Annotated in this window: 18 protein-coding genes; 12 read left to right on the forward strand and 6 right to left on the reverse strand. The window is 48.3% G+C overall.

Annotated features, from left to right (window positions below; all coding sequences use genetic code 11):
- Positions 1-9: 9 nt before the first annotated feature.
- The 4 genes from rimM to ABD880_RS09510 all read left to right on the forward strand — a co-directional run bounded on the left by rimM (position 10) and on the right by ABD880_RS09510 (position 2,915).
- Positions 10-606 carry a ribosome maturation factor RimM gene (gene rimM, locus ABD880_RS09495; protein WP_345165053.1) on the forward strand — a complete coding sequence of 199 codons (597 nt, stop codon included), beginning with the start codon at positions 10-12 and terminating at the stop codon, positions 604-606.
- Positions 593-1,276 carry a tRNA (guanosine(37)-N1)-methyltransferase TrmD gene (gene trmD, locus ABD880_RS09500; protein WP_345165056.1) on the forward strand — a complete coding sequence of 228 codons (684 nt, stop codon included), beginning with the start codon at positions 593-595 and terminating at the stop codon, positions 1,274-1,276. Before rimM ends, trmD begins: the two co-directional genes overlap by 14 nt.
- 88 nt (positions 1,277-1,364) lie before the next feature.
- Complete coding sequence (rplS, locus tag ABD880_RS09505) at positions 1,365-1,718, forward strand: 50S ribosomal protein L19 (protein ID WP_066508855.1); 354 nt, start codon at positions 1,365-1,367, stop codon at positions 1,716-1,718.
- A gap of 423 nt (positions 1,719-2,141) precedes the next feature.
- Positions 2,142-2,915: an SDR family oxidoreductase gene (locus ABD880_RS09510; protein ID WP_345165061.1), complete on the forward strand. Its 774-nt coding sequence runs from the start codon at positions 2,142-2,144 to the stop codon at positions 2,913-2,915.
- 184 nt (positions 2,916-3,099) lie between these two features.
- Here the strand turns inward: ABD880_RS09510 and ABD880_RS09515 are convergent, their stop codons facing one another.
- The 3 genes from ABD880_RS09515 to ABD880_RS09525 form a co-directional block, all read right to left on the reverse strand.
- A complete protein-coding gene (locus tag ABD880_RS09515) occupies positions 3,100-3,555 on the reverse strand; it encodes a hypothetical protein (RefSeq protein ID WP_345165063.1) in 456 nt (151 codons plus the stop codon).
- A 26-nt stretch (positions 3,556-3,581) separates the two neighbouring features.
- On the reverse strand, positions 3,582-4,457 hold the full coding sequence (locus tag ABD880_RS09520; RefSeq protein ID WP_345165066.1) for an ATP-grasp domain-containing protein: 876 nt from the start codon (positions 4,455-4,457) through the stop codon (positions 3,582-3,584).
- A gap of 155 nt (positions 4,458-4,612) precedes the next feature.
- On the reverse strand, positions 4,613-5,950 hold the full coding sequence (locus ABD880_RS09525; RefSeq protein WP_345165069.1) for an amidohydrolase: 1,338 nt from the start codon (positions 5,948-5,950) through the stop codon (positions 4,613-4,615).
- 224 nt (positions 5,951-6,174) lie between these two features.
- Here ABD880_RS09525 and ABD880_RS09530 point away from each other — a divergent pair, with 224 nt between their 5' ends.
- The 3 genes from ABD880_RS09530 to ABD880_RS09540 all read left to right on the forward strand — a co-directional run bounded on the left by ABD880_RS09530 (position 6,175) and on the right by ABD880_RS09540 (position 9,647).
- Positions 6,175-6,765 (forward strand): inorganic diphosphatase, encoded by a 591-nt coding sequence (locus ABD880_RS09530; RefSeq protein ID WP_345165072.1) that lies wholly within the window; start codon positions 6,175-6,177, stop codon positions 6,763-6,765.
- Positions 6,766-6,872: 107 nt separating this feature from the next.
- Positions 6,873-8,528 (forward strand): glucose-6-phosphate isomerase, encoded by a 1,656-nt coding sequence (pgi, locus tag ABD880_RS09535; RefSeq protein WP_345165074.1) that lies wholly within the window; start codon positions 6,873-6,875, stop codon positions 8,526-8,528.
- A gap of 264 nt (positions 8,529-8,792) precedes the next feature.
- The gene (locus ABD880_RS09540) at positions 8,793-9,647 is read left to right on the forward strand and encodes a pirin family protein (protein ID WP_345165077.1); all 855 of its coding nucleotides are present in this window, start codon (positions 8,793-8,795) and stop codon (positions 9,645-9,647) included.
- 98 nt (positions 9,648-9,745) lie between these two features.
- Here the strand turns inward: ABD880_RS09540 and ABD880_RS09545 are convergent, their stop codons facing one another.
- Complete coding sequence (locus ABD880_RS09545; RefSeq protein ID WP_345165081.1) at positions 9,746-10,507, reverse strand: DNA repair ATPase; 762 nt, start codon at positions 10,505-10,507, stop codon at positions 9,746-9,748.
- 131 nt (positions 10,508-10,638) lie between these two features.
- Here ABD880_RS09545 and ABD880_RS09550 point away from each other — a divergent pair, with 131 nt between their 5' ends.
- From ABD880_RS09550 to ABD880_RS09570, 5 genes are all read left to right on the forward strand, one after another.
- On the forward strand, positions 10,639-11,046 hold the full coding sequence (locus tag ABD880_RS09550; RefSeq protein WP_345165083.1) for a 6-pyruvoyl trahydropterin synthase family protein: 408 nt from the start codon (positions 10,639-10,641) through the stop codon (positions 11,044-11,046).
- On the forward strand, positions 11,039-11,707 hold the full coding sequence (gene folE / locus ABD880_RS09555) for a GTP cyclohydrolase I FolE (protein ID WP_345165086.1): 669 nt from the start codon (positions 11,039-11,041) through the stop codon (positions 11,705-11,707). Before ABD880_RS09550 ends, folE begins: the two co-directional genes overlap by 8 nt.
- A gap of 146 nt (positions 11,708-11,853) precedes the next feature.
- Positions 11,854-12,771, forward strand: coding sequence for a TIGR01777 family oxidoreductase (locus ABD880_RS09560; RefSeq protein ID WP_345165089.1), 918 nt, complete (start codon positions 11,854-11,856; stop codon positions 12,769-12,771).
- A gap of 1,580 nt (positions 12,772-14,351) precedes the next feature.
- Positions 14,352-15,482: an exopolysaccharide biosynthesis polyprenyl glycosylphosphotransferase gene (locus ABD880_RS09565; RefSeq protein WP_345165092.1), complete on the forward strand. Its 1,131-nt coding sequence runs from the start codon at positions 14,352-14,354 to the stop codon at positions 15,480-15,482.
- Between the two features lie 140 nt (positions 15,483-15,622).
- On the forward strand, positions 15,623-17,035 hold the full coding sequence (locus tag ABD880_RS09570) for a T9SS type A sorting domain-containing protein (RefSeq protein ID WP_345165094.1): 1,413 nt from the start codon (positions 15,623-15,625) through the stop codon (positions 17,033-17,035).
- A 118-nt stretch (positions 17,036-17,153) separates the two neighbouring features.
- Here ABD880_RS09570 and ABD880_RS09575 read toward each other — a convergent pair whose 3' ends face one another.
- Both ABD880_RS09575 and ABD880_RS09580 read right to left on the reverse strand, forming a co-directional pair.
- Positions 17,154-18,029 carry a polysaccharide lyase family 20 protein gene (locus tag ABD880_RS09575; protein ID WP_345165097.1) on the reverse strand — a complete coding sequence of 292 codons (876 nt, stop codon included), beginning with the start codon at positions 18,027-18,029 and terminating at the stop codon, positions 17,154-17,156.
- A gap of 371 nt (positions 18,030-18,400) precedes the next feature.
- Positions 18,401-19,711, reverse strand: a complete 1,311-nt coding sequence (locus tag ABD880_RS09580) for a polysaccharide lyase family 20 protein (protein WP_345165100.1) — start codon at positions 19,709-19,711, stop codon at positions 18,401-18,403.
- Between the last annotated feature and the right edge of the window lie 204 nt (positions 19,712-19,915).

Raw genomic sequence — 19,915 nt, forward strand, 5'->3', positions numbered from 1 at the left:
TTTACGGCCATGACGTTAGACGCATGCTTCCAGTTGGGGTATATCGTCCGTACGCATGGCACCAAGGGCCAGGTGGTTGCGTTCTTTGACGTAGACTTCCCGGAAGAGTACGATGAATTGGAATCAGTTTTCCTGTTGATTAACGGGAAGCTGGTTCCTTTTTTCATTGATGACCTCAATCCGCAGGACAAAGGCAAAAGCATCATCAAGTTTGAGGATGTGGACACCGTGGTGCAAGCCGAGAAGTTGAAAGGCACCAGCCTGTACCTTCCGCTCAAGATGCTACCGGAACTGGAAGAAGACCAGTTCTACTTCCATGAAGTGATTGGCTACACTGTGGTGGACAGCGCACTGGGTGAGTTAGGAACCGTAGAGACCTTCTATGACCTACCCAACCAAGACCTGTTGGCCATGCAGTACCAAGGCCATGAGATCCTCATTCCGGTGAACGACGAGGTCATTCAAAGAACAGACAAGGCTGAGAAGAAGCTGTACGTGACCCTACCCGAAGGACTGCTAGAGGTGTACACCACGCCATCTAACCGCATGGAAGAAGAGCCACCTATTGCTGGTGAAGAGGAAGACGACGACGATGACGCGGTTTGACATTATCACCTGCCAGCCTAGCCTATTAGACGGCCCTTTCAGCCACTCTATCTTAAAGCGTGCCCAGGACAAAGGCCTGGTAGAAGTGCATCTGCACGACTTACGCCAGTACGCCATCAACAAGCACGGTCAGATTGATGACTATGCATTTGGCGGTGGTGCGGGCATGGTTTTGATGGTAGAGCCCATTGCCAAGTGCATTAGAGAATTGCAGGCCCAGCGCAGCTATGACGCGGTCATTTACATGACCCCAGACGGCCAGACACTGAACCAGGCTACCTCTAACCGCTTGTCATTGCTAGAGAACATCATCATTCTCTGTGGCCACTACAAAGGCGTAGACCAGCGCGTGCGGGACATGTTTGTGACCCATGAGATCAGCATAGGCGACTATGTCTTGTCTGGTGGAGAATTGGCGGCGGCCGTGTTGGCAGATTCTATCATCAGGATCATACCGGGTGTGTTGAATGACGAGAGCAGTGCCTTGTCAGACTCTTTCCAGGACAACCTGTTGGCGCCGCCGGTGTATTCCAGGCCCGCTGACTTTGAGGGACATGCCGTCCCGGATATTCTTCTTTCTGGCAACACCCCTAAAGTAGAGGAGTGGCGCTTTGAGCAGGCAATACAGAGAACCCGCGAACGCAGGCCTGATTTATTGCCCGAAGAATAAAATTATTACTACTTGATTTACAATTACAAAAATTACGTCTATATTTGCACTCCGAATTTTGAGATAAAATAGACACTATATTATAGTCATGAGCGATTTAATCAAATTAGTAGAGCAGGAATACACTGAGAAGCGTGCGTCTATTCCTTCTTTTGCTGCTGGCGATACCGTGAACATTCACGTGAAAATCCGTGAGGGTAACAAGGAGCGTATCCAGCAATTCCAAGGCGTGGTATTGCAACGCAGAAACTCTGGTGTAAGCGAGACTTTCACTGTAAGAAAAGTGTCTAACCAAATCGGTACAGAGCGTATTTTCCCACTTCTTTCTCCAAACATCGAGAAGATTGAGGTAATCCGCAGAGGTAAAGTAAGAAGAGCTCGTCTGTTCTACTTGAGAGGCCTTTCTGGTAAAGCTGCTCGTATCAAAGAAAGAAGAGGATAGGACCATATCACATTGGTTTTCCCATAGTTTTAGTTTTGAAAAAAGCCGGTTCTCCTACCGGCTTTTTTTTTATGCCTATACTTTTTGGTGCTAGGATGCTGGTTGTGTGATTGCTAATTGAGGATTGCTGATTGTTATTACCAGTGTTGGCAATAATGGTCCCTCCTTTGAGGGTAGCTAGGGAGGTATGTTTACACTGTCAGATAAAATCAGGATAAGAAGGCAATGCGTGGGAGACAAGGCAGTGCCTGGTCTCTACGTAATCTGTAACGTCAAACCCTAACCTTCTCCCTCATGACAAAGGGACTAGGACCTCGTTTTTGGCCTCTTTTCCAGAAAATAGCCCAAAAACGGCAGCAGATATATCAGGTTAAAAAGATTCTGCGTAGACTTGGTTTCCATTACTAGTTTGAACCATACACCATGCAACAGAAACGCTGGAGTTTAGAAGGACGCCGGGCCCTGGTCACCGGTGCCACCAAGGGCATTGGCGCCGCCATTGCCGAAGAACTGTTAACCCTAGGTTCTGAGGTGCTTATTGTAGCCCGCAAGGAACTGGAGGTGAACCAAGCCGTGGTTGACTGGCGCGCGCGCGGTCTCAATGCTTCGGGCATGGTAGCAGACGTGAGCGTAGCCGCCGACCGTCACAACCTGCTGCAATTGATCCAGAATACCTGGGGTGGACTGGACATTCTGGTCAACAACGTGGGCACCAACATCAGAAAGAAAATCCAAGACTACAGCCCAGAAGAATACAGCTTTCTGTTACAGACCAACCTGACCAGTGCCTTTGAGCTGTGTCAGCATGCCTTGCCGCTGCTACAGACATCTCCGCAGGGAAACGTGGTGAATGTCTCTTCAGTGGCGGGTTTGGGCCACGTACGTACGGGCGCCATCTACGGCATGACCAAAGCAGCCCTAATTCAGCTGTCTAAGAACCTGGCCGGCGAATGGGCACCCTATGGCATCCGGGTGAACTGCGTGGCGCCATGGTACATTAAAACCCCGCTCGCCGAGACTGTGTTGCAAGACCAGGACTACCTGAAGAGCGTGCTCAGCAGAACGCCGTTAAATGTGATTGGCAACCCAGAGGATGTGGCCGGAGCAGTGGCCTTCTTATGCATGCCCGCGGCGGCTTATATTACGGGTCAGTGCCTAGCCGTGGACGGTGGCATGAGCGTGAACTACTTCTCTTAAGTAAACTTCCATATAGAAACGGAAAGCCCTCTCAATATCTAAATTGAGAGGGCTTTCCGTTTTAAACAATTTTCTGAAAATGAGACTGAAAATGACTACAACAAAGACACTTGAAAGTTTGGCAAAGCTCATTTATGATGCATTCTGCTAACTAGGGCTTAGATTTTAGACCTTTCAGGGAAAGTTATTTTTCCATTTGGTTGAATATTAACTTGACCAAGTCTCCTTGCTTTTTATCATCTCCTTTTGCATAATCAATAACAAGAATGAGTTCTAAAGTCTTTTTTGTGAGTTTTTCGATTCTATAACTCACTGGAATTAGGATGCCTTCTTGCCTGAACTTAATACGATTATTTTCTACTTCATAATGTATAGCTTGTATAGAATCATTGATTTCATACTTCAAGGAATCCCGCTCCCTAAAGTCCATCATAGTAATTTTCGGCACATTGAACATAGTGCTTACACCATTCTTTACAGGCTTTATTTCCTTAAAAGCCCATATCTTATGAAGAGTTGGCTGCTGTAGCTTTATCACGTTAGAAGATTTTTTTGCCTCTGCTACATTGCGTGCTGTACCTCCTTTTTCAGCACTTGAACCAAGAATCATCAGAATGAATGCTAAGGTTATCAGTCTCATTCAGTTATAATTATCCTTAAATACACTTAGGCAGGCAGCATGCTTTTCAAAGCTTGATAATAATTTTCCAGCGCGTGCTCATGGGTGTGCAGGAACAGAAAGGGTTCAATCAGCTCTAGTTCCATGAGTTGCAACTCCTCTCCTACCACCACGCCGTCTACGCGGGCGTACAGGCAGCCTTGGGCAAATTGGTTTACCAGTTTCTGGGCTTGGCTCAATAGGTGCGCGGGGGCTCCCTGGGGATGGATGGTGCCGCCAAAGAAATGCTGTACTCTAAAATCACCGCTCTTGGCAGACTTGAGCAACGTGTGGCTGTATTTCCCCCCGAAGAACAGAAACGACCACTCCCCTTCTTCCTGAATCTGCGGCATAAAAGGCTGGGCCAGGAAATCCTCCGTAGCGGTTAACTCCTGAATCTTGGGTAACTCAGCCGCCGCCTGCTCTTTGGTCACAATAAACGTGTTCTTGGCACCGCCGCTCACAGTTGGTTTCACAATGAGTTTATCCGTCCCAAAGCGGGTGTAAAGCTCCTCCAGATTAATTTCCGTACCTCTCTTGAGCAAGGCAGAAGGCACTACCTGCAATCCAGCCTCTGCAATCTGGAACAGGTAGTGTTTGTCTGTGTTCCAGCGCACAATGTCTACGGGGTTGAGCAGGCGCACGCCTAAGGCATCTACCTTGTCCAGCCAGGCCATGAACTCCTCAATGCGATCAAAGTAATCCCATGGTGATTTAAGAATGGCCACCTCATATTGTTGCCAGTTCACCGCGGGGTCATTCCAAACCTCTACGGTCAGGTCCAGGCCTTTGGACGTGAGGTAATCCACCAATACACTGTCTTCGCTGCTGCTCAAGGAACCGTAGCTGTGCAAATCTGAATAGGTTACTAATGCGAGTTTCAAGGGAGTAATCTGTTAATAATGGATTCAAGTCACTGAGCGCAAGTTCCAGCCGAGAGGCCTTCTGAACAAGTTGGCGCTAGGCATAAAAAAGCACTTCGTTTTTGGCCTGTTTTCTCAGAAACAGGCCAAAAACGAAGCGCCAAAAGTACAGAAAATTACTTGGACGCGCTCTTCTGCAAAGGCTTATTCAGGTAATCAACGGCCATGTAAGCCAGGGTACGCATGCCTAGTTTCATGCCGCTCTCGTCAATCATAAAATCTGGGGTATGATGAGCGGGTACCTTGCCGGGGTCAGTTCCCTTCGGCATGCCGCCCACAAACAGATACACACCCGGCACCTGCTGCTGGAAGAACGCGAAGTCCTCTGCTCCAGTCACGGCCTTGGTCAGTTTCACGTTGTTCTTGCCGGCGGCCTGCTCCAGGCTAGGCAACATGTGGGCAGTAAGCCCTTCGTGGTTGTAGGTAACGGGGCATTGCTCCGTAATCTCAACGGTGGCGGTGGCACCCGCACTGGCGGCAATCAGCTCAGCGGTGCGCTTTAAACGGGTGTGCAATTCCTTTTGCATGTCTATGTTGAGGGCCCGGATGGTGCCAATCATTTCCACCTCCTCGGGAATGATGTTAGAGCGCACGCCGCCATGGATGGCACCCACCGTAATAACGGCGGCATCCTGCGTGATTTCCATCTGGCGGCTCACAATGGTCTGAATGCCGTTGATAATCTGCGCCGACACGGCAATGGGGTCAATGCTGGCCCATGGGTACGCCCCATGCGCCTGCCGGCCTTTTATCTTGATTTTAAAATTATCAGAGCTCGCCATAGTGCCTTGTGGCTTGTACTTCAAGGTGCCCACTTCCGTAGCTGAATTTATGTGCACGCCAAAAATGGCATCTACCTTGGGGTTGGTGAGGACTCCTTCTTTCACCATGAGTTTGGCCCCTCCTTCTTCGCCTACGGGTACGCCTTCCTCGGCGGGCTGGAAGATGAATTTGATGGTGCCAGCAATGTCTTTTTTGTGCTGGGTCAGGATTTCGGCGGCGCCCATGAGCATGGCAATGTGCGTGTCATGGCCGCAGGCGTGCATCACGCCCACTTTCTGGTTGTTGTAGGTGGTGGTCACCTTAGATGCGAAGGGCAGGCTATTGCGCTCGGTTACAGGCAGGGCGTCCATGTCGGCGCGAAGGGCAACCACGGGACCGGGCTTGCCGCCTTTCAAAATGGCGACCACACCGGTTTTGGCCACGCCGGTCTGCACTTCTAGGCCCAAGGATTTAAGGTGTTTGGCAATCTTCTCTGCGGTCTTAAACTCCAGGTTGCCCAGTTCTGGGTTCTGATGAAAGTCGCGGCGCCATTGAATGACTTTGGGTTCAATCTTGTCTGCCAGGCGGTCTATCTGGGCGTGCAGGTCAGTGCTCTGGCCCTGGCTTACCGTGGGTAGTATAAAAAGGCCGGTGGCCAGCGTGCAAAGGCTTATTTTCTGTAAAAGCGTCATGGAGAGGCTGTTTGGTTTGGTGGTGTTTCCAGAAAAATAAGCCAAAAACGGTTAGGAAAGAAGTAAAATAAAGAATGTGCCATGGCCAGTGGAATCCTAGTCAGGAAAGATGTAAGTTTAAAAAGGCATACTGGTATGAGGGAATCCCCCGTTCTTCTTATACCACCTGGCTTCGCCTCCATAATCAAGCCGTTCGCTTTACCTTGAAAGGATTCATTTTCCATATGAAATACTTGTTCCCGCTTTCCTTACTGCTCTGGTTATCCTTGACAGGCTGTACCACCGACTACCAAGGGGTGCCTGCCTTCACAGACACCAAACAATGGCAGGCCATCATTGTGACGCCCGCCGGTTCTACAGAGCCCCAGCATTATGATGCCGTCAAAAAAGAATTTGTGCCTAAAACGCAGGCCGGCCAGCCTAAAAAGCTAGACTTTCTGCCTTATTTAGGGAACGAGGGCTTTATTCCCAGCACGCTGGTAGATTCAGTGAAGGGCAGGCCTGCCGCCCCGCTTCCGGTGCTGGTGCTGTCCAACCAACTAAAGCAAGGTACGGTGCTGGAGATCCTGCCCATGGGGGTGCTGGTGCTGGAGCGCAACGGCGAGTTGTACCACCTGATAGTGGCTATTCCGGCCCGGCCTAGCGAGCAGACCATTTCGGCGCACAACTACATGGACTTTTCGGGGCGCTATCCGGCCGTGAAGACCATTCTACAGAACTGGTACCTGAATGTAGACCGCCAGCAACCCACCCGCCTGATGGGCTGGAAAGACGAGGCCTTCGCCGAAAAACTGATTCAGCAGTGGATTCAATAACCAAATAGCGAAACGTACGAATAGTAAGGGGATGCCAGAGGTGAAACGGCCTTTGGCATTTCTATTCAATCTCTTGTTAACTTCGCGCCAGACACAAATTTGAAACTATGTTACCCGCTATAAACCCCACCACTACCCAAGCCTGGAAGAAACTAGAGACGCATTATACCCAAATGCAGGCTCAGCACATGAAGGACTTGTTCCAGCAGGACTCTCAGCGGTTTGAGAAACTGAGCCTCACGTTTGAGGACATTCTGCTTGACTTCTCCAAGAACCGCGTGACCCAGGAAACCATGCAACTGCTATTGCAACTGGCCCAAGAAACCGGTTTGCAGCAAGCCATTGACGGCATGTTCTCTGGCCAGAAAATCAACTTCACCGAAGACCGCGCGGTTTTGCACGTGGCCTTGCGCAATAGCTCCAACACACCCATTATGGTGGACGGCCAGGACGTGATGCCCGACGTAAACCGCGTGCTGGACCAAATGAAAGCCTTCTCTGAACAGGTTATTACTGGCAACTGGAAAGGCTATACCGGCAAACCTATCACCACTATTGTGAACATCGGCATCGGTGGCTCTGACTTGGGGCCTGTGATGGTGACGGAGGCCTTGAAGCCGTATCAGAAGCCTAACATCACCACCTACTTTGTGTCAAACGTGGACGGCACGCACATAGCCGAGACGCTGAAGAAAGTAGACGCCGAGACCACGCTGTTCATGATTGCCTCCAAGACGTTCACCACCCAGGAGACCATGACCAACGCGCACAGCGCACGTACCTGGTTTTTAGAGAATGCAAAGGACGAGGAGCATATCAAAAAGCACTTCGTGGCTATCTCTACCAACACCAAGGCCGTCTCTGCGTTTGGCATTGACCCGCAGAACATGTTTGAATTCTGGGACTGGGTAGGCGGACGCTATTCCTTGTGGTCGGCTATTGGTTTGTCCATCTGCTGTACGATTGGGTTTGAGAACTTCAGGGCTTTGTTGGACGGAGCGCACGCCATGGACCAGCATTTTAAGCAGACGCCGTTTGAAAAGAACGCGCCGGTGATTCTGGCCTTGCTGGGCATCTGGTACAACAACTTCTTCGGGGCTGAGGCACACGCGCTATTGCCATATGACCAGTACATGCACCGCTTTGCCGCCTACTTCCAGCAGGGCGATATGGAAAGCAACGGCAAGTCGGTGGGCCGCAATAGCCAGCCTGTCAACTACCAGACCGGTCCCATTATCTGGGGCGAGCCCGGCACCAACGGCCAGCACGCCTTCTACCAGCTCATCCACCAGGGCACCAAACTGATACCGTGTGACTTTCTGGCCCCGGCCGTCAGCCACAACCCGCTAAGCGACCACCACCCAAAACTGATGGCCAACTTCTTCGCGCAGACCGAGGCCTTGATGAACGGCAAAACCGAGGAGGAAGTCTTGCAAGAGATGCACGCCGCGAATTTATCTGAGGAGGAAATCAACTCCCTGAAGGATTTCAAGGTGTTTGAAGGCAACCGCCCCACCAACTCCATCTTGTTCAAGCAACTAACCCCGAGAACTTTGGGCGCCTTGCTGGCCATGTACGAGCATAAAATTTTCGTGCAGGGTATCATCTGGAACATCTACAGCTTCGACCAATGGGGCGTGGAATTAGGCAAGCAACTGGCTTCCAAGATTCTGCCTGAGCTGTTGAATGAGGAGCCCGTTACGTCACATGACAGCTCCACCAACGGACTCATCAACCAGTTTAAGGCTTTTAGAAGCAACTAATCAAATATGCTCATTTTGCAATCCCCTTTCAACTTTTGATAAAGTTGAAAGGGGATTTTTTCTGTTTTACGGTTGACAATTAGGGTAATTACGTGAGGCTCCGTTTTTGGCTTCTTTTCTAGAAAACAGGCCAAAAACGACGAGGGCTCATGCAATTGCGATGCTTCAAAAACAATACACCGCTTTTTATGTACGTACATATACATAAAAACCTTTTGCCGTCTATCTTCGCTACAGTTGTAAGCCCATCTCAACCCAGTCACTATGAGAACCATCAAGAAAATCCATAAAGCAGAATACTCCCCCATCGCAGACTTAATCACCTACTCGCCGCTTCCGTCCCGAAGCCTGCAGATGATTGACCCGTTCTTGTTTCTGAACCACCATGGGCACCAAGTTTACAAGCCTAACAACAATGGGTTGCCGTTCGGGCCGCACCCGCACAGGGGCATGGAGACTATGACGTTCATTCTGGAAGGCGACATCATGCACAAAGACAGCGGCGGCCACGAAAGCGTGATTACGGCCGGTGGGGCGCAGTACATGACGGCGGGCCGTGGCTTGATTCACGCCGAGGTTTCCTCTTCTGATTTCAAAGCCAAAGGCGGACCGTTGGAGATTCTGCAGCTATGGATGAACCTACCGGCCCAACACAAGATGATGGAACCGGCGTACAAAGGTCTGCAGAAAGAAGACATCCCCAGCTTCTCTTTAGAGGATGAGAAAGTGACCATCAACCTAATCTCTGGTACTTGGGGAGAGAAGAAAGGCGCCTTTGACACGGTGACGGATATTCTCTTGAGCACTATTTATTTTGAGCCTGGCGGAGAGTTGAAGGTTTCTGTGCCGGCAGAGCGGAACATCTTCTTCTACATCATCGAAGGCTCGCTCACGGTGAATGGGCAAGAGGTGCCTTATAGGAACCTGGTGGAATTTAACAATGACGGCGAGGAATTAGAGGTAAAAGCCTCTGAGGAAAGCATCCTGTTGTTCGGGCACGCGGTGCCGTTCAATGAGCCGGTGGTGGCGCAGGGACCGTTTGTGATGAACTCTGAGGCGGAGATTAGACAAGCCTACCAAGATTATCAGCAGGGCAAGTTTGGTCAATGGAAGCACTAGGTCGTTTTTGGCCTGATTTCCGGAAAACAGCCTAAAAACGGTCGGGCCCGATGTTACAGTAACATCGGGCCCGACCGTTTTTGTTGAGTAAGTTATGCTTAGATGATTTTGTCCATTTTGGCTTTCACAATATCCACGGCACGGCGCATGTTCTCTACTTGCTTTTTGGCCGCTTCCTGCTGCTTCAGGTTGTTTTCTACGTCTTGGTTCAGCTGTGTTAACTCATTGGCGTTAGCGGCCAGTTCGGCTTCCAGCTCTTGTTTGCGGGCTTGGTTCTTGGTGATCTTGTATTTGATCTCGTCGGCTTGGCGCACTACGCGGTCGGCCTCGTTCTGGGAGTTCACCAGTACTTTCTCGGCATCAGCTATCTGGTTCTGTACGTCCTGCTTGTACAACTGGCGCGCGAACTGCTGTAGCAAGGCCTCAGAGCGGGCCCATTCTTTGGTAGTCTCTTTCTTACTTAGGTAGGCGTTGCCCAAGTCCAAAGACCACCAGACCATGGTGCCCTGGTCAGAGCCCTCTACCTTAGACATGATGCGCATGGGATTAGTAGTGATGGTGTCTATCTGCGCTTTCTCTACGGTGTACACGCCTTTGCCTGCCTGTGCTTTGGCGGTAGGTAGAATAGATGGACCCTTCACGGTGCCGCCAGACTTCTCCTTCAAATAAGAGGCCCAGGCCTTCTCCACCACTTTGTTGTCCAGTTGAATCATGATGCGCTGCCCCTTCCGGACAATGCCATTGATATCTACTTCCTTTTCGTCTACCGTTGAGCGTTGTTGTGCCCAACCCATTGTTGCCATGCCTAAAAGCATGAACACCAGCGCTACTGCCTTCATGTGCGTACGTTTGCCTTTCATCTTATTGTATTGAAGTATTCAATCCTGAAATTAGGCAAAAAATCAGAATAGGCCCAGAGCCGTATAAAATTTTACCTTTGACCCGGCTATGGCTTAAAAACCTAATTGGCCATTTGCCTGTTTGATGCACTATGAACGTAACCGTCTGTAGAAAAGAGAATTTCAACGCCGCCCACCGGCTGCATAATCCTGCCTGGACAGAGGAACAGAACACCCGGGTGTTTGGCCTCTGCAACAACCCCAACTACCATGGGCACAACTATGAGCTGGTGGTGCGTTTGACGGGGCCGGTAGACCCAGACACGGGCTACGTCTATGACATGAAAAAACTGAGTCTGCTGATTAAAGCAGAAATTTTAGATAAATTTGACCACCGAAACTTAAACCTGGACACTGACGAGTTCAAACATCTGAACCCCACCGCCGAAAACATTGCCATGGTCATCTGGCAACGCCTGCGCCCCCACCTCTCAGAAAAACTGGCTTTGTCCGTCACCTTATTTGAAACCGAAAGAAACTTTGTTGAATACCATGGATAGACGGGAGGACAATGATCAGGATCCTGAGGAAGACCACCTAACCGGTTCTTTGGAGACTCCGCTCCGCCCAGATGCCTTTGCCCTGACGGATGAGCAGAAGATAGATGGCATTGAGTACCACTTTAAAGAGATCATGCAGCTTCTGGGCCTTGACCTGGAAGACGATAGCCTGAAGGGCACGCCCCGCCGCGTAGCCAAAATGTACGTGAAGGAGATTTTTGACGGCCTTAAGCCCGAGAACAGACCCCACGCCAAGCTTTTTGAGAACCGCTACGGCTACCGCCAGATGCTGGTAGAGCGGGACATCACTCTATATTCCAGCTGTGAGCACCATTTTGTGCCCATCATTGGCAAGGCCCACGTAGCCTACATTCCTAATGAGCACGTAATAGGCTTGTCTAAGCTCAACCGCATTGTGCAGTATTATGGCCGCAGGCCGCAGGTACAGGAGCGTTTAACGCGCCAGATTGCCCAGGAACTGCGTGATGTCCTGAGGACCGAGAACGTGGCCGTGTTGATAGAGGCAGACCACCTGTGCGTGATGAGCCGCGGCGTGAACGACGTGACCAGCAGTACCATTACCTCTGAGTACTCGGGGCTGTTTGAGCAGGATGCGTACCGCCTTGAATTCATGCAGGCCATACGCCACAACAAAAGCTGATGTAAAACTTTCAGAAGATGAATTTTTCAAACGTTAGTTGCGTTTTCCAGTGCACCGCCTCCTCTAAAAAGGTGGTGTTATCTTTCCTTAGCTGATTTTAGCAGAAGCGAAGGATGACGGTGAACGCAGATCGTATAGAAAGCAACATGTCAGGAAAGAAAATACTGATTGCCGGTGGCACGGGTTTAGTGGGAACGCGTCTGTCAGAGATGCTGATTGACAGTGGCTATGAAGTAGCCCACCTCAGCCGCAACCCAGACAAGTACGCGCACTACAAAACCTTTAAGTGGGATTTGAAGAAAGGCTGTCTGGATGAAAATGCCATCAAATACGCAGACTATGTCATTAACCTGGCTGGCGCCAGCGTCTCTGACGAGAAATGGTCAGGTTCTCGCAAGAAGGAGATTCTGCACAGCCGCACGCAAAGTACGCACGTGCTGTGTGAGTATTTGAGCAAAGTGCTGCATCATGTAAAGGGCTTTATTTCCTCGTCGGCGGTGGGTATTTACGGAAACTCTGGCGACAAGCTCATGCTGGAGGAAAGCGCTTATGGTTCAGATTTCCTGGCCGAGGTCTGCAAGCAATGGGAGCACTCTGCCTGGCAGGTTCACAACTTGGGCATAAGGACCGTCATTTATAGGATTGGCATTGTCTTGAGTAACAAAGGCGGGGCTTTACCGCAGATTGCCAAACCCATAAGAATGCTGGCCGGTGCGCCCTTGGGTTCAGGAAAGCAGTACATGTCCTGGATTCATATTGACGACCTGTGTCGCTTGTTCATCAAAGCCATAGAAGATGCGCAGATGCAGGGCGTCTACAATGCGGTGTCTCCGCATCCTAGCACCAATGAAGAAGTCACTAAGGCGCTGGCCGCTGTCATGCACAAGCCCTTGGTTTTCCCTAACGTCCCGGCCTTCGGGTTAAAGTTGATGTTAGGCGAGATGAGTGAGATTGTGCTAGGTGGGTCACGGGTGAGCGCTAATAAAGTACTGCAGACTGGTTTCACTTTTGAGTACAACCAATTGCAAGAAGCGCTGGAGTCTTTGTATGATAAGAACAGCTAGAGAATCTTTATTTCATAATTAACAGATGACGCAGGGGCAATTGGCTTCTTACGTTACATATGAAAGTGCGCTGTTGGCCAATTCCCTCTTACTAGCTGCCAAGGATAACCAAAGGGATGTCTTGGCTTACTAGGGAGCTGCCTGTATTATTTTTAGTTTTCTTCATTAAACTCACCATTCCTTTAATTGATTTCGTAGGTAATTAGTGACACGACTAATATATTTCTATCAAACGCCCTTCTTTATTTTCAAACAAACCCCTTCCTCACAAGCCATATTTTTATAACCTCTAATTCATCTTATATAAAATTATCTTTCCCGTATATATCAGGTATTAAATACTTAACCCCCATTTAGACCATCTTCAATTATTGTTTATACATTGGATTGTTAAAAGAAAAGGATTGAATTAAGCTAAGTATTAACCTCAATCGTTTTTGCTAGTATTTGTCGCTTTTGTCAAAAATGCTCACAACTTTATAAGGAAATCTTAGTATATAGGGTATATAGCAAAAGGCAACAAGAGTACTTTTAAGCCAGAGCTATATCAACAATCAAACAGGGTAATTGCAAAGACCGGTTACCCGAACTTCATTTCATCTTCAGTCTGAATTTTAGAGTTATTGGCACTAGTGTTGTGAGGGAATAACGCGTAATGAACGGAGCCACTTTTTAACAGTACTCCAGAATTAGCCCCCTTTGTGAGAATGGCAAGTTGCAGTTGGTAAACAAATGATGCTACTCTATGAAAAACCTCTTCCCTATTACTTACTCAGATTAGTATCTGAGCGCACCCTCTGGTGAGGAGCTTGATCCTCGCAGACTCTTCTTACATATTAGCCAAGCTTTTTTCACTGACAAACCGGTGAGAAAAACCTAAACGGCAGTGAGTGAATACACCCTATTCATTACCTGGCTTGTCTCTATATGGCCCTCGTATTTTTCTTTCTGCTGCTTGAACATGAGGCCACGCGCTCATGTACACCCTGCGGTTGCATTTGCACTGCTGGCTTTTTTTAAGCCTGGCAAGACCTGCAGACTTCTAAACCTGCCCCGCTTTATGGCGGCTGGTTTACTACCTGGCTAGTTTTTACTGACACTAGCAGCAGTAACGCCCTTCTTCCTTGTGGTATTAGCTCAAGAAACCTGTCTGGTTTTGCAATTCTTAGATTCCCTTACCTGCGGACCTATTCTGGTCATTATAGTTCTTGTTTCAGTAGTCTATCGTCTTAACCTGAGTACCCATGATCCAGCCTATACCTACTTCTTTACAAGACAGATTAATACCATATACTGGCTCTTTCTTATCTAAAAAGACGCTCTCCCTAGCAGTAGGCCTGTTGGCAATTCTATGCTTGTATTTTGTGATCCAATACACGCAAAACTCAAACTGGGCCCTAAGCAGCCTAGTTTCTATCTTCTGTCTCACTTATTTACTCATGACGCTTATATCTTATAGAAGACCTTTAAGTCCTTATAAGTTTTCTATCTATTTTATTATTTCATTCATTTTTTTAACACTTATATATATATATTCCAATATTTTATTTAACCATTACGCTATTTACCCCTTCACTTTTTTGTGGATTGATCATGTCACCACGCCCATTGAGTTACTGTCACTCTCCTTTTTAAAACCGCTTGTGCCCATCAAAGAAGGTAATCAATCTTCTTCTACCCAGTGGCAGACGCCTTTTTTCACTTCCTTCAAGAACTTTGCCTTAGACCAAAAGCCCAAATACACCCTTATAGCGGGCATCGGCAACACGGCCAAAAACATACAAAAGCATTTCTACAACTGCCATGACTCCAGCTATCAGATTAAAGGCTTTGTAAAATGTAAAAACGAGGCCTGCGAGGTACAGCAGGAGAACATTGTCTCTAACCTGGAGCAGTTTAAAGACTACCTGAAAGACAACACGGTAGACGAAATTGTGATTGCACTGCCGGTCAAGACGTCTAAAAAAGTAAAGCGCATCCTAGAAACCGCTGACTACTATGGCATTAGAGTAAAATATATCCCAGATTATCAAAATCTGTTTGGAAAGAACTACAAGGCCACCCGCGTGGGCTCCATGGACATTGTCAACGTGCGGCAGACGCCCCTGGATGAGACCTATGCGTTTCTTTTAAAGAACACCTTTGACAAAGTATTTGCCCTGGCAGCTTTACTACTGCTGGCTCCGGTATTTCTGGTGATTGCCGCCCTCATCAAACTAGACTCTCCGGGCCCGGTACTCTACTGCCCGGTTAGAATTGGCAAGTCTGGTAAACCGTTTAAGGTATTCAAGTTTAGAAGCATGCGGGAGAATGACAGCGCAGTGGGCGGTACTCTGTCCACCCAGGCCAATGATGACAGAATCACCAAACTGGGACGCATTCTCAGAAAATACAGCCTGGATGAGTTACCGCAGTTTATGAACGTGCTGTTAGGTGACATGAGCGTGGTAGGACCCAGACCGCATAGGAGCTTCTTAAACCAGCACCTGCAAGAAACCGAAGACAAGTACATGGTGCGTCACTATTTTAAACCAGGCATCACCGGTTGGGCGCAGGTAAACGGCTGGCGCGGACCCACAGACACTAAAGAGCAAAAAAACCAACGCACCTGCCATGACCTGTGGTATGTAGAAAACTGGTCATTGTGGCTGGATATCAAGATTATATACCTGACAATTTTCGGCAAAAACACTCACAAAAATGTCTTTTAATACGTATATATATATAAATTCATACTTCTTCCCGTCACAGTGCTGTACTACTATTGGCATGGCTTCCCCCAAACTGCCCCAGTATAAGCACTGTTTTCTTTCCCCCTCTAGCAACCCCACGCGTCCTAAAACAAGAAACCATGAGAAAATTTACGCTTCTGTTTATATTTTCTGCCTTCATTTACCTGCCTGTAGCAGCCCAGCTTTCCTCTTTTAAAGTCCTGCAGCCCATAGGCATCTCTAACAACACAGGAGACAAGCCACAGTCAAAGGTGTGGTTTTATGAGGGAAAATATTGGAGCATTTTACCAGATGCCGCCGGGACGCACCTTTGGCGATTAGACGGAACCGCCTGGACCAAACTACAACTCCTACTCCCCGGAGATTATGCCAAGGCAGACTGCAAGGTAGTAGGCAATGTAGCGCACATCCTGCTTTTTAGAGAAACCAATGCTTCTTACCTTATCTCCCTAGAACATTCCCCCAAAGACAACACCTATCAGTTGTGGTCCCAACGCCCCACCAGAACCGTCATTCCTCTTGATGCCAATGTAGAAGTAGCCACCATAGACGTAGACAGCAAAGGCAGGATGTGGCTTGCCTATGACGGAAGCAAAGAAATCTACGTAAAGTGGAGTGATGCCCCCTACGCTACCTGGAGTGAGCCCATTACCCTGGCTACCGGCACCAGCACAGATGATTTGTCTGGCGTCATAGCGCTGCCCTCCATTAACAAGATTGGAGTGCTTTGGTCTAACATTGCCACCAAGCGGTTTGGGTTTAAGCTGCATGATGACAATGCTTCGCCAGAGGCTTGGTCTGAGGACGAGGTACCTGCCCAAAAATCAGCCCTGGACGTGGGAGGCGGCATGGCCGATGACCACTTAAACATGACGGCCGCCAGTGACGGCACCCTGTATGCCGCCGTAAAGACCTCCTTTGAAACCGCCGGGTACACCAAAATAGCCTTATTGGTGCGCAGGCCTTACGGTGTATGGGAAGATATGTACAAGGTTTCTGGCACCGGCACCCGTCCCATTGTGATCTTGAACGAGGCACAGGACAAACTCAAAGTGATTTACACCGGAGATGAAGGAGGCGGAGACATTCTGCAACGCGAGTCCTCTACCAAGAACATCTTGTTTGACTCGCCGCGCACCTTGCTGGCGGGGCAGTACAATTATCCATCTACGGCCAAGAACAACCCAAATGCGCCAGAGTCTATTGTCATTGCCACCAACGTTGGCACCATAAATCTGCAGGCTACTGGCGTACTGACCGTAGACGCGCTTGGCTTTACGCTGAAGGCCTACCCAAATCCGTTTAACATGATGTGTACCATTGCGTTCTCTCTGGCAGAAGACAGTGATTTTTCCATTGGCCTGTATGACAGCAAAGGATTACAGGTAACTGAGTTTCTACAAGGCAATGCCACCAAGGGCAAACAAAACAAAGTGACCTTAGACGGCTCCAGGCTTTCTAGTGGTATGTACATTGCCCGCCTAAAAACCAATACTGGCATGCAACACATCAAGGTTCTGCTTGAAAAGTAGAGAATCAAGACCACCTAGCTAAAAACGAAGGAGCCTCGGACAGCTTACAAAAAGCAAACCGAGGCTCCTTCGTTTTTAGCCTGATTTACAGAAAACAGGCCAAAAACGAAGCATCTTGCTATTTAGCAGGTACTGTTTCTGAGCTTGGGGCCATCTCTTGATAGGTGGCCTGCTCATTGCCTACTCTGATGTTGTCAAAATAAACCACGCGCTTAGCCACCGCAGACGTGCCGCTCTTGAACGCCGCTTTGTACAGGCCAATCTTCCATTTGGGCATGACTGCGTTGTTGTACATGTTGCCTGCGTTGTGCGTGAGAATCTTGGTACCGTTGTGCCAGACTTCTATCAGGCCGTCTTCATGAAAGGAGTGTACAAAATGGAAGACAAACTCATGCCAGGTGTCTTTGGTTACTTCGCCTAAGTCAATGCGTTTCTTGCTTTCAGGAGTTATTCCATTTGAGACCAAGTTTGCATTGAAGCCGGTATCCAAAATAAACCTGTCCTTGTTGATGCGCAGCGCCGTGGCGGGGCTGGCAGACTTCTCCCCCAGATGCTTGTCTGCCCGCTGGTACCATTGAGAGATAATTTCACGGGCGGTGTCTTTGGCAAAACCTTCTGCCGGAAAATAAACAGCGAAGGAATACCACCTTTCCTTTGACGTGACTGGCCCTACAACGGTTACTTCGGCGCGCTTGCCGTCTTTTACCAAAGCTTGTTCTTGCCTTATCTCAAATCTACAGGCCTTTGTTCCTTTAAAAACCGGTGAGCTCACGTACTGCAGTGCATAGTCCCAGTCGCCTACTTCTTTCCCGTGCGCACTCGCAAAAGGAGCTCCCTGTTCAAAAGTCTCTTCAAACAGCAGGTTGCCGGTGGTCGTTTTGCCAACCATTGGTTTTGAAGATACGCCGGCCTTGAGGTCCTCTCCATTCCTGCCTGCGCAAGAAACCGCCAACAGCATCTGCAAAAGAAGCATTCCGTTAGAATATAGTATCATAGGGTAGAAAGAATTTCTGAGGGAAGGCATCAACACTCACTGCCACCGCACCAATATTTTACTGGTACTCAATATTCTACGCAAACATGGCTGTCTTTGTGGTATAAAGTTTTTCCTGTTTCTATTCTACGCTAACAAGGTTGAAGAAATGACCACCTTGCATCCCATTTACCCTTCCCCCCGACCATGGACAACCCGTCGTTTTTGGCCTGTTTTCTGGAAACCACTCCAAAAACGACTCACTATTTCTAGCAATAAATTACCTGCGCCCCGTTGGCGTAAAACAAAAAAGGAGCAACCTGCCGGCTGCTCCTTTTTAAAGGGTTTAGTATCTGTTATGGGTATTCAGGTGTGGATTAGACAGCTAATCCTTATTTCTGAATGGTAAAGTTGACGGTGTACGCTGGTGCTGTGGCAGAACCAATTTTGTCTTTAGTACCAGTGTAGGTTGTTCCAGACAAGGTATAAGAACCAGTACCCGCGCTCCAAGAATAGTAGTCACCATTTCTGTTGTCGCCAAACAAGGCATAAGGAACTACGTCATCTAGTCTAGTGTCGCTCTTAGCACCTGACATTACAAACTTCACTACACCGCTGGTTGTCTTAGCTGTATTGGCTCTGATGTTGAATTTATTAGTGCCAATGTTGCTTAGGTCAATCACACTACCGTTAGTAATAGTCATGATGTCTTTGTCTGTAGAGGCGTTCACCAGCGTGAAGCTTACTACTTTCTGTACATCAGTGGTAGAGGTAGTGGTAGTAGTGCCTGAGGTAGTAGTTGTACCAGAAGTAGTGGTTGTACCAGATGTGGTAGTAGTGCCGCTGGTAGTGGTAGTGCCTGAAGTGGTAGTAGTGGTAGAAGTAGTACCTGAACCAATACCAGAAGTCATGTCAGCAAAAGTAGCGTTGGCGTTACCTACTCTAATGTTATCCAGGTAAAGCACGCGGTTGGTTACAATGGTCTCATCATATTTGAAGGCAGACTTATAAAGACCTACTTTCCATTTTGGCAATACGTCATCATACATGTTACCACCAGTGATGGTTTTCACTTTTACGCCGTTCAACCAGATTTCAACAAGTCCGTCAGAACCATGCGAGTGAATGAAGTGTAATACAAACTCAGTCCAGGCGTCTTTCTTGATGGCTCCTAAATCATGTACTACTCTAGTTTCTGGCGTATTACCTACCTCAAAAGTGATTCTATCTTTCTGCGTTCTGATAGTGGTAGACGGGCTACCGCTCTGGTACCACTGGTTGATGATCTCGCGCTCAGTGTCATACTCGTATCCTTTAGAAGGGAAATAAGCCGCAAAAGAGTACCAGGTGTTCTTGGTAATGTGACCATCTGCACCTTTCACTATGGTGAACTCAGATCTTTTACCGTCTTTCACCAACGGCTGGTCTTTTCTAATCTCAAAACGGGCGGCCTTGGTTCCTCTCCATACCGGATTAGTCACGAACTGCAATGCATAATCCCAATCCCCTACTTCTCTGGCGTGTGCGGTAGAGAAGGGAGAAGAACCTTCCATAGTTTCTTCATAAATAAGGTTGGTAGAAAGGTTAGAAGTAGATGCTACTTCAGCGCTTGGGGTGATTTCATCCATCTCTGTTTTCTCACAAGCGGTTGAGATGAAACCTACTAGCAATGGCAATACGATATATTTGGTGTTAAACTTCATGTTTGGAAAAATTAATAAAGGGATTTTGTAAAAGGTTTGGCTTAGTTCTTAAGCTCTGTATAATAATTGAGTAGCTTAAGCGTTTAAAAATCAGTCAGCTAAAACTGACCTTACTACTTCCTTCTAAAAGTGCCTCATATACGCCTGTTAGGTTAAGTTCTTACTTTTTCTCTTTCTGCACTAAAACCAGATTCTTTCCCTGGT

The sequence above is a fragment of the Nibribacter koreensis genome (assembly GCF_039541795.1).
Classification (GTDB): Bacteria; Bacteroidota; Bacteroidia; order Cytophagales; family Hymenobacteraceae; genus Nibribacter; species Nibribacter koreensis.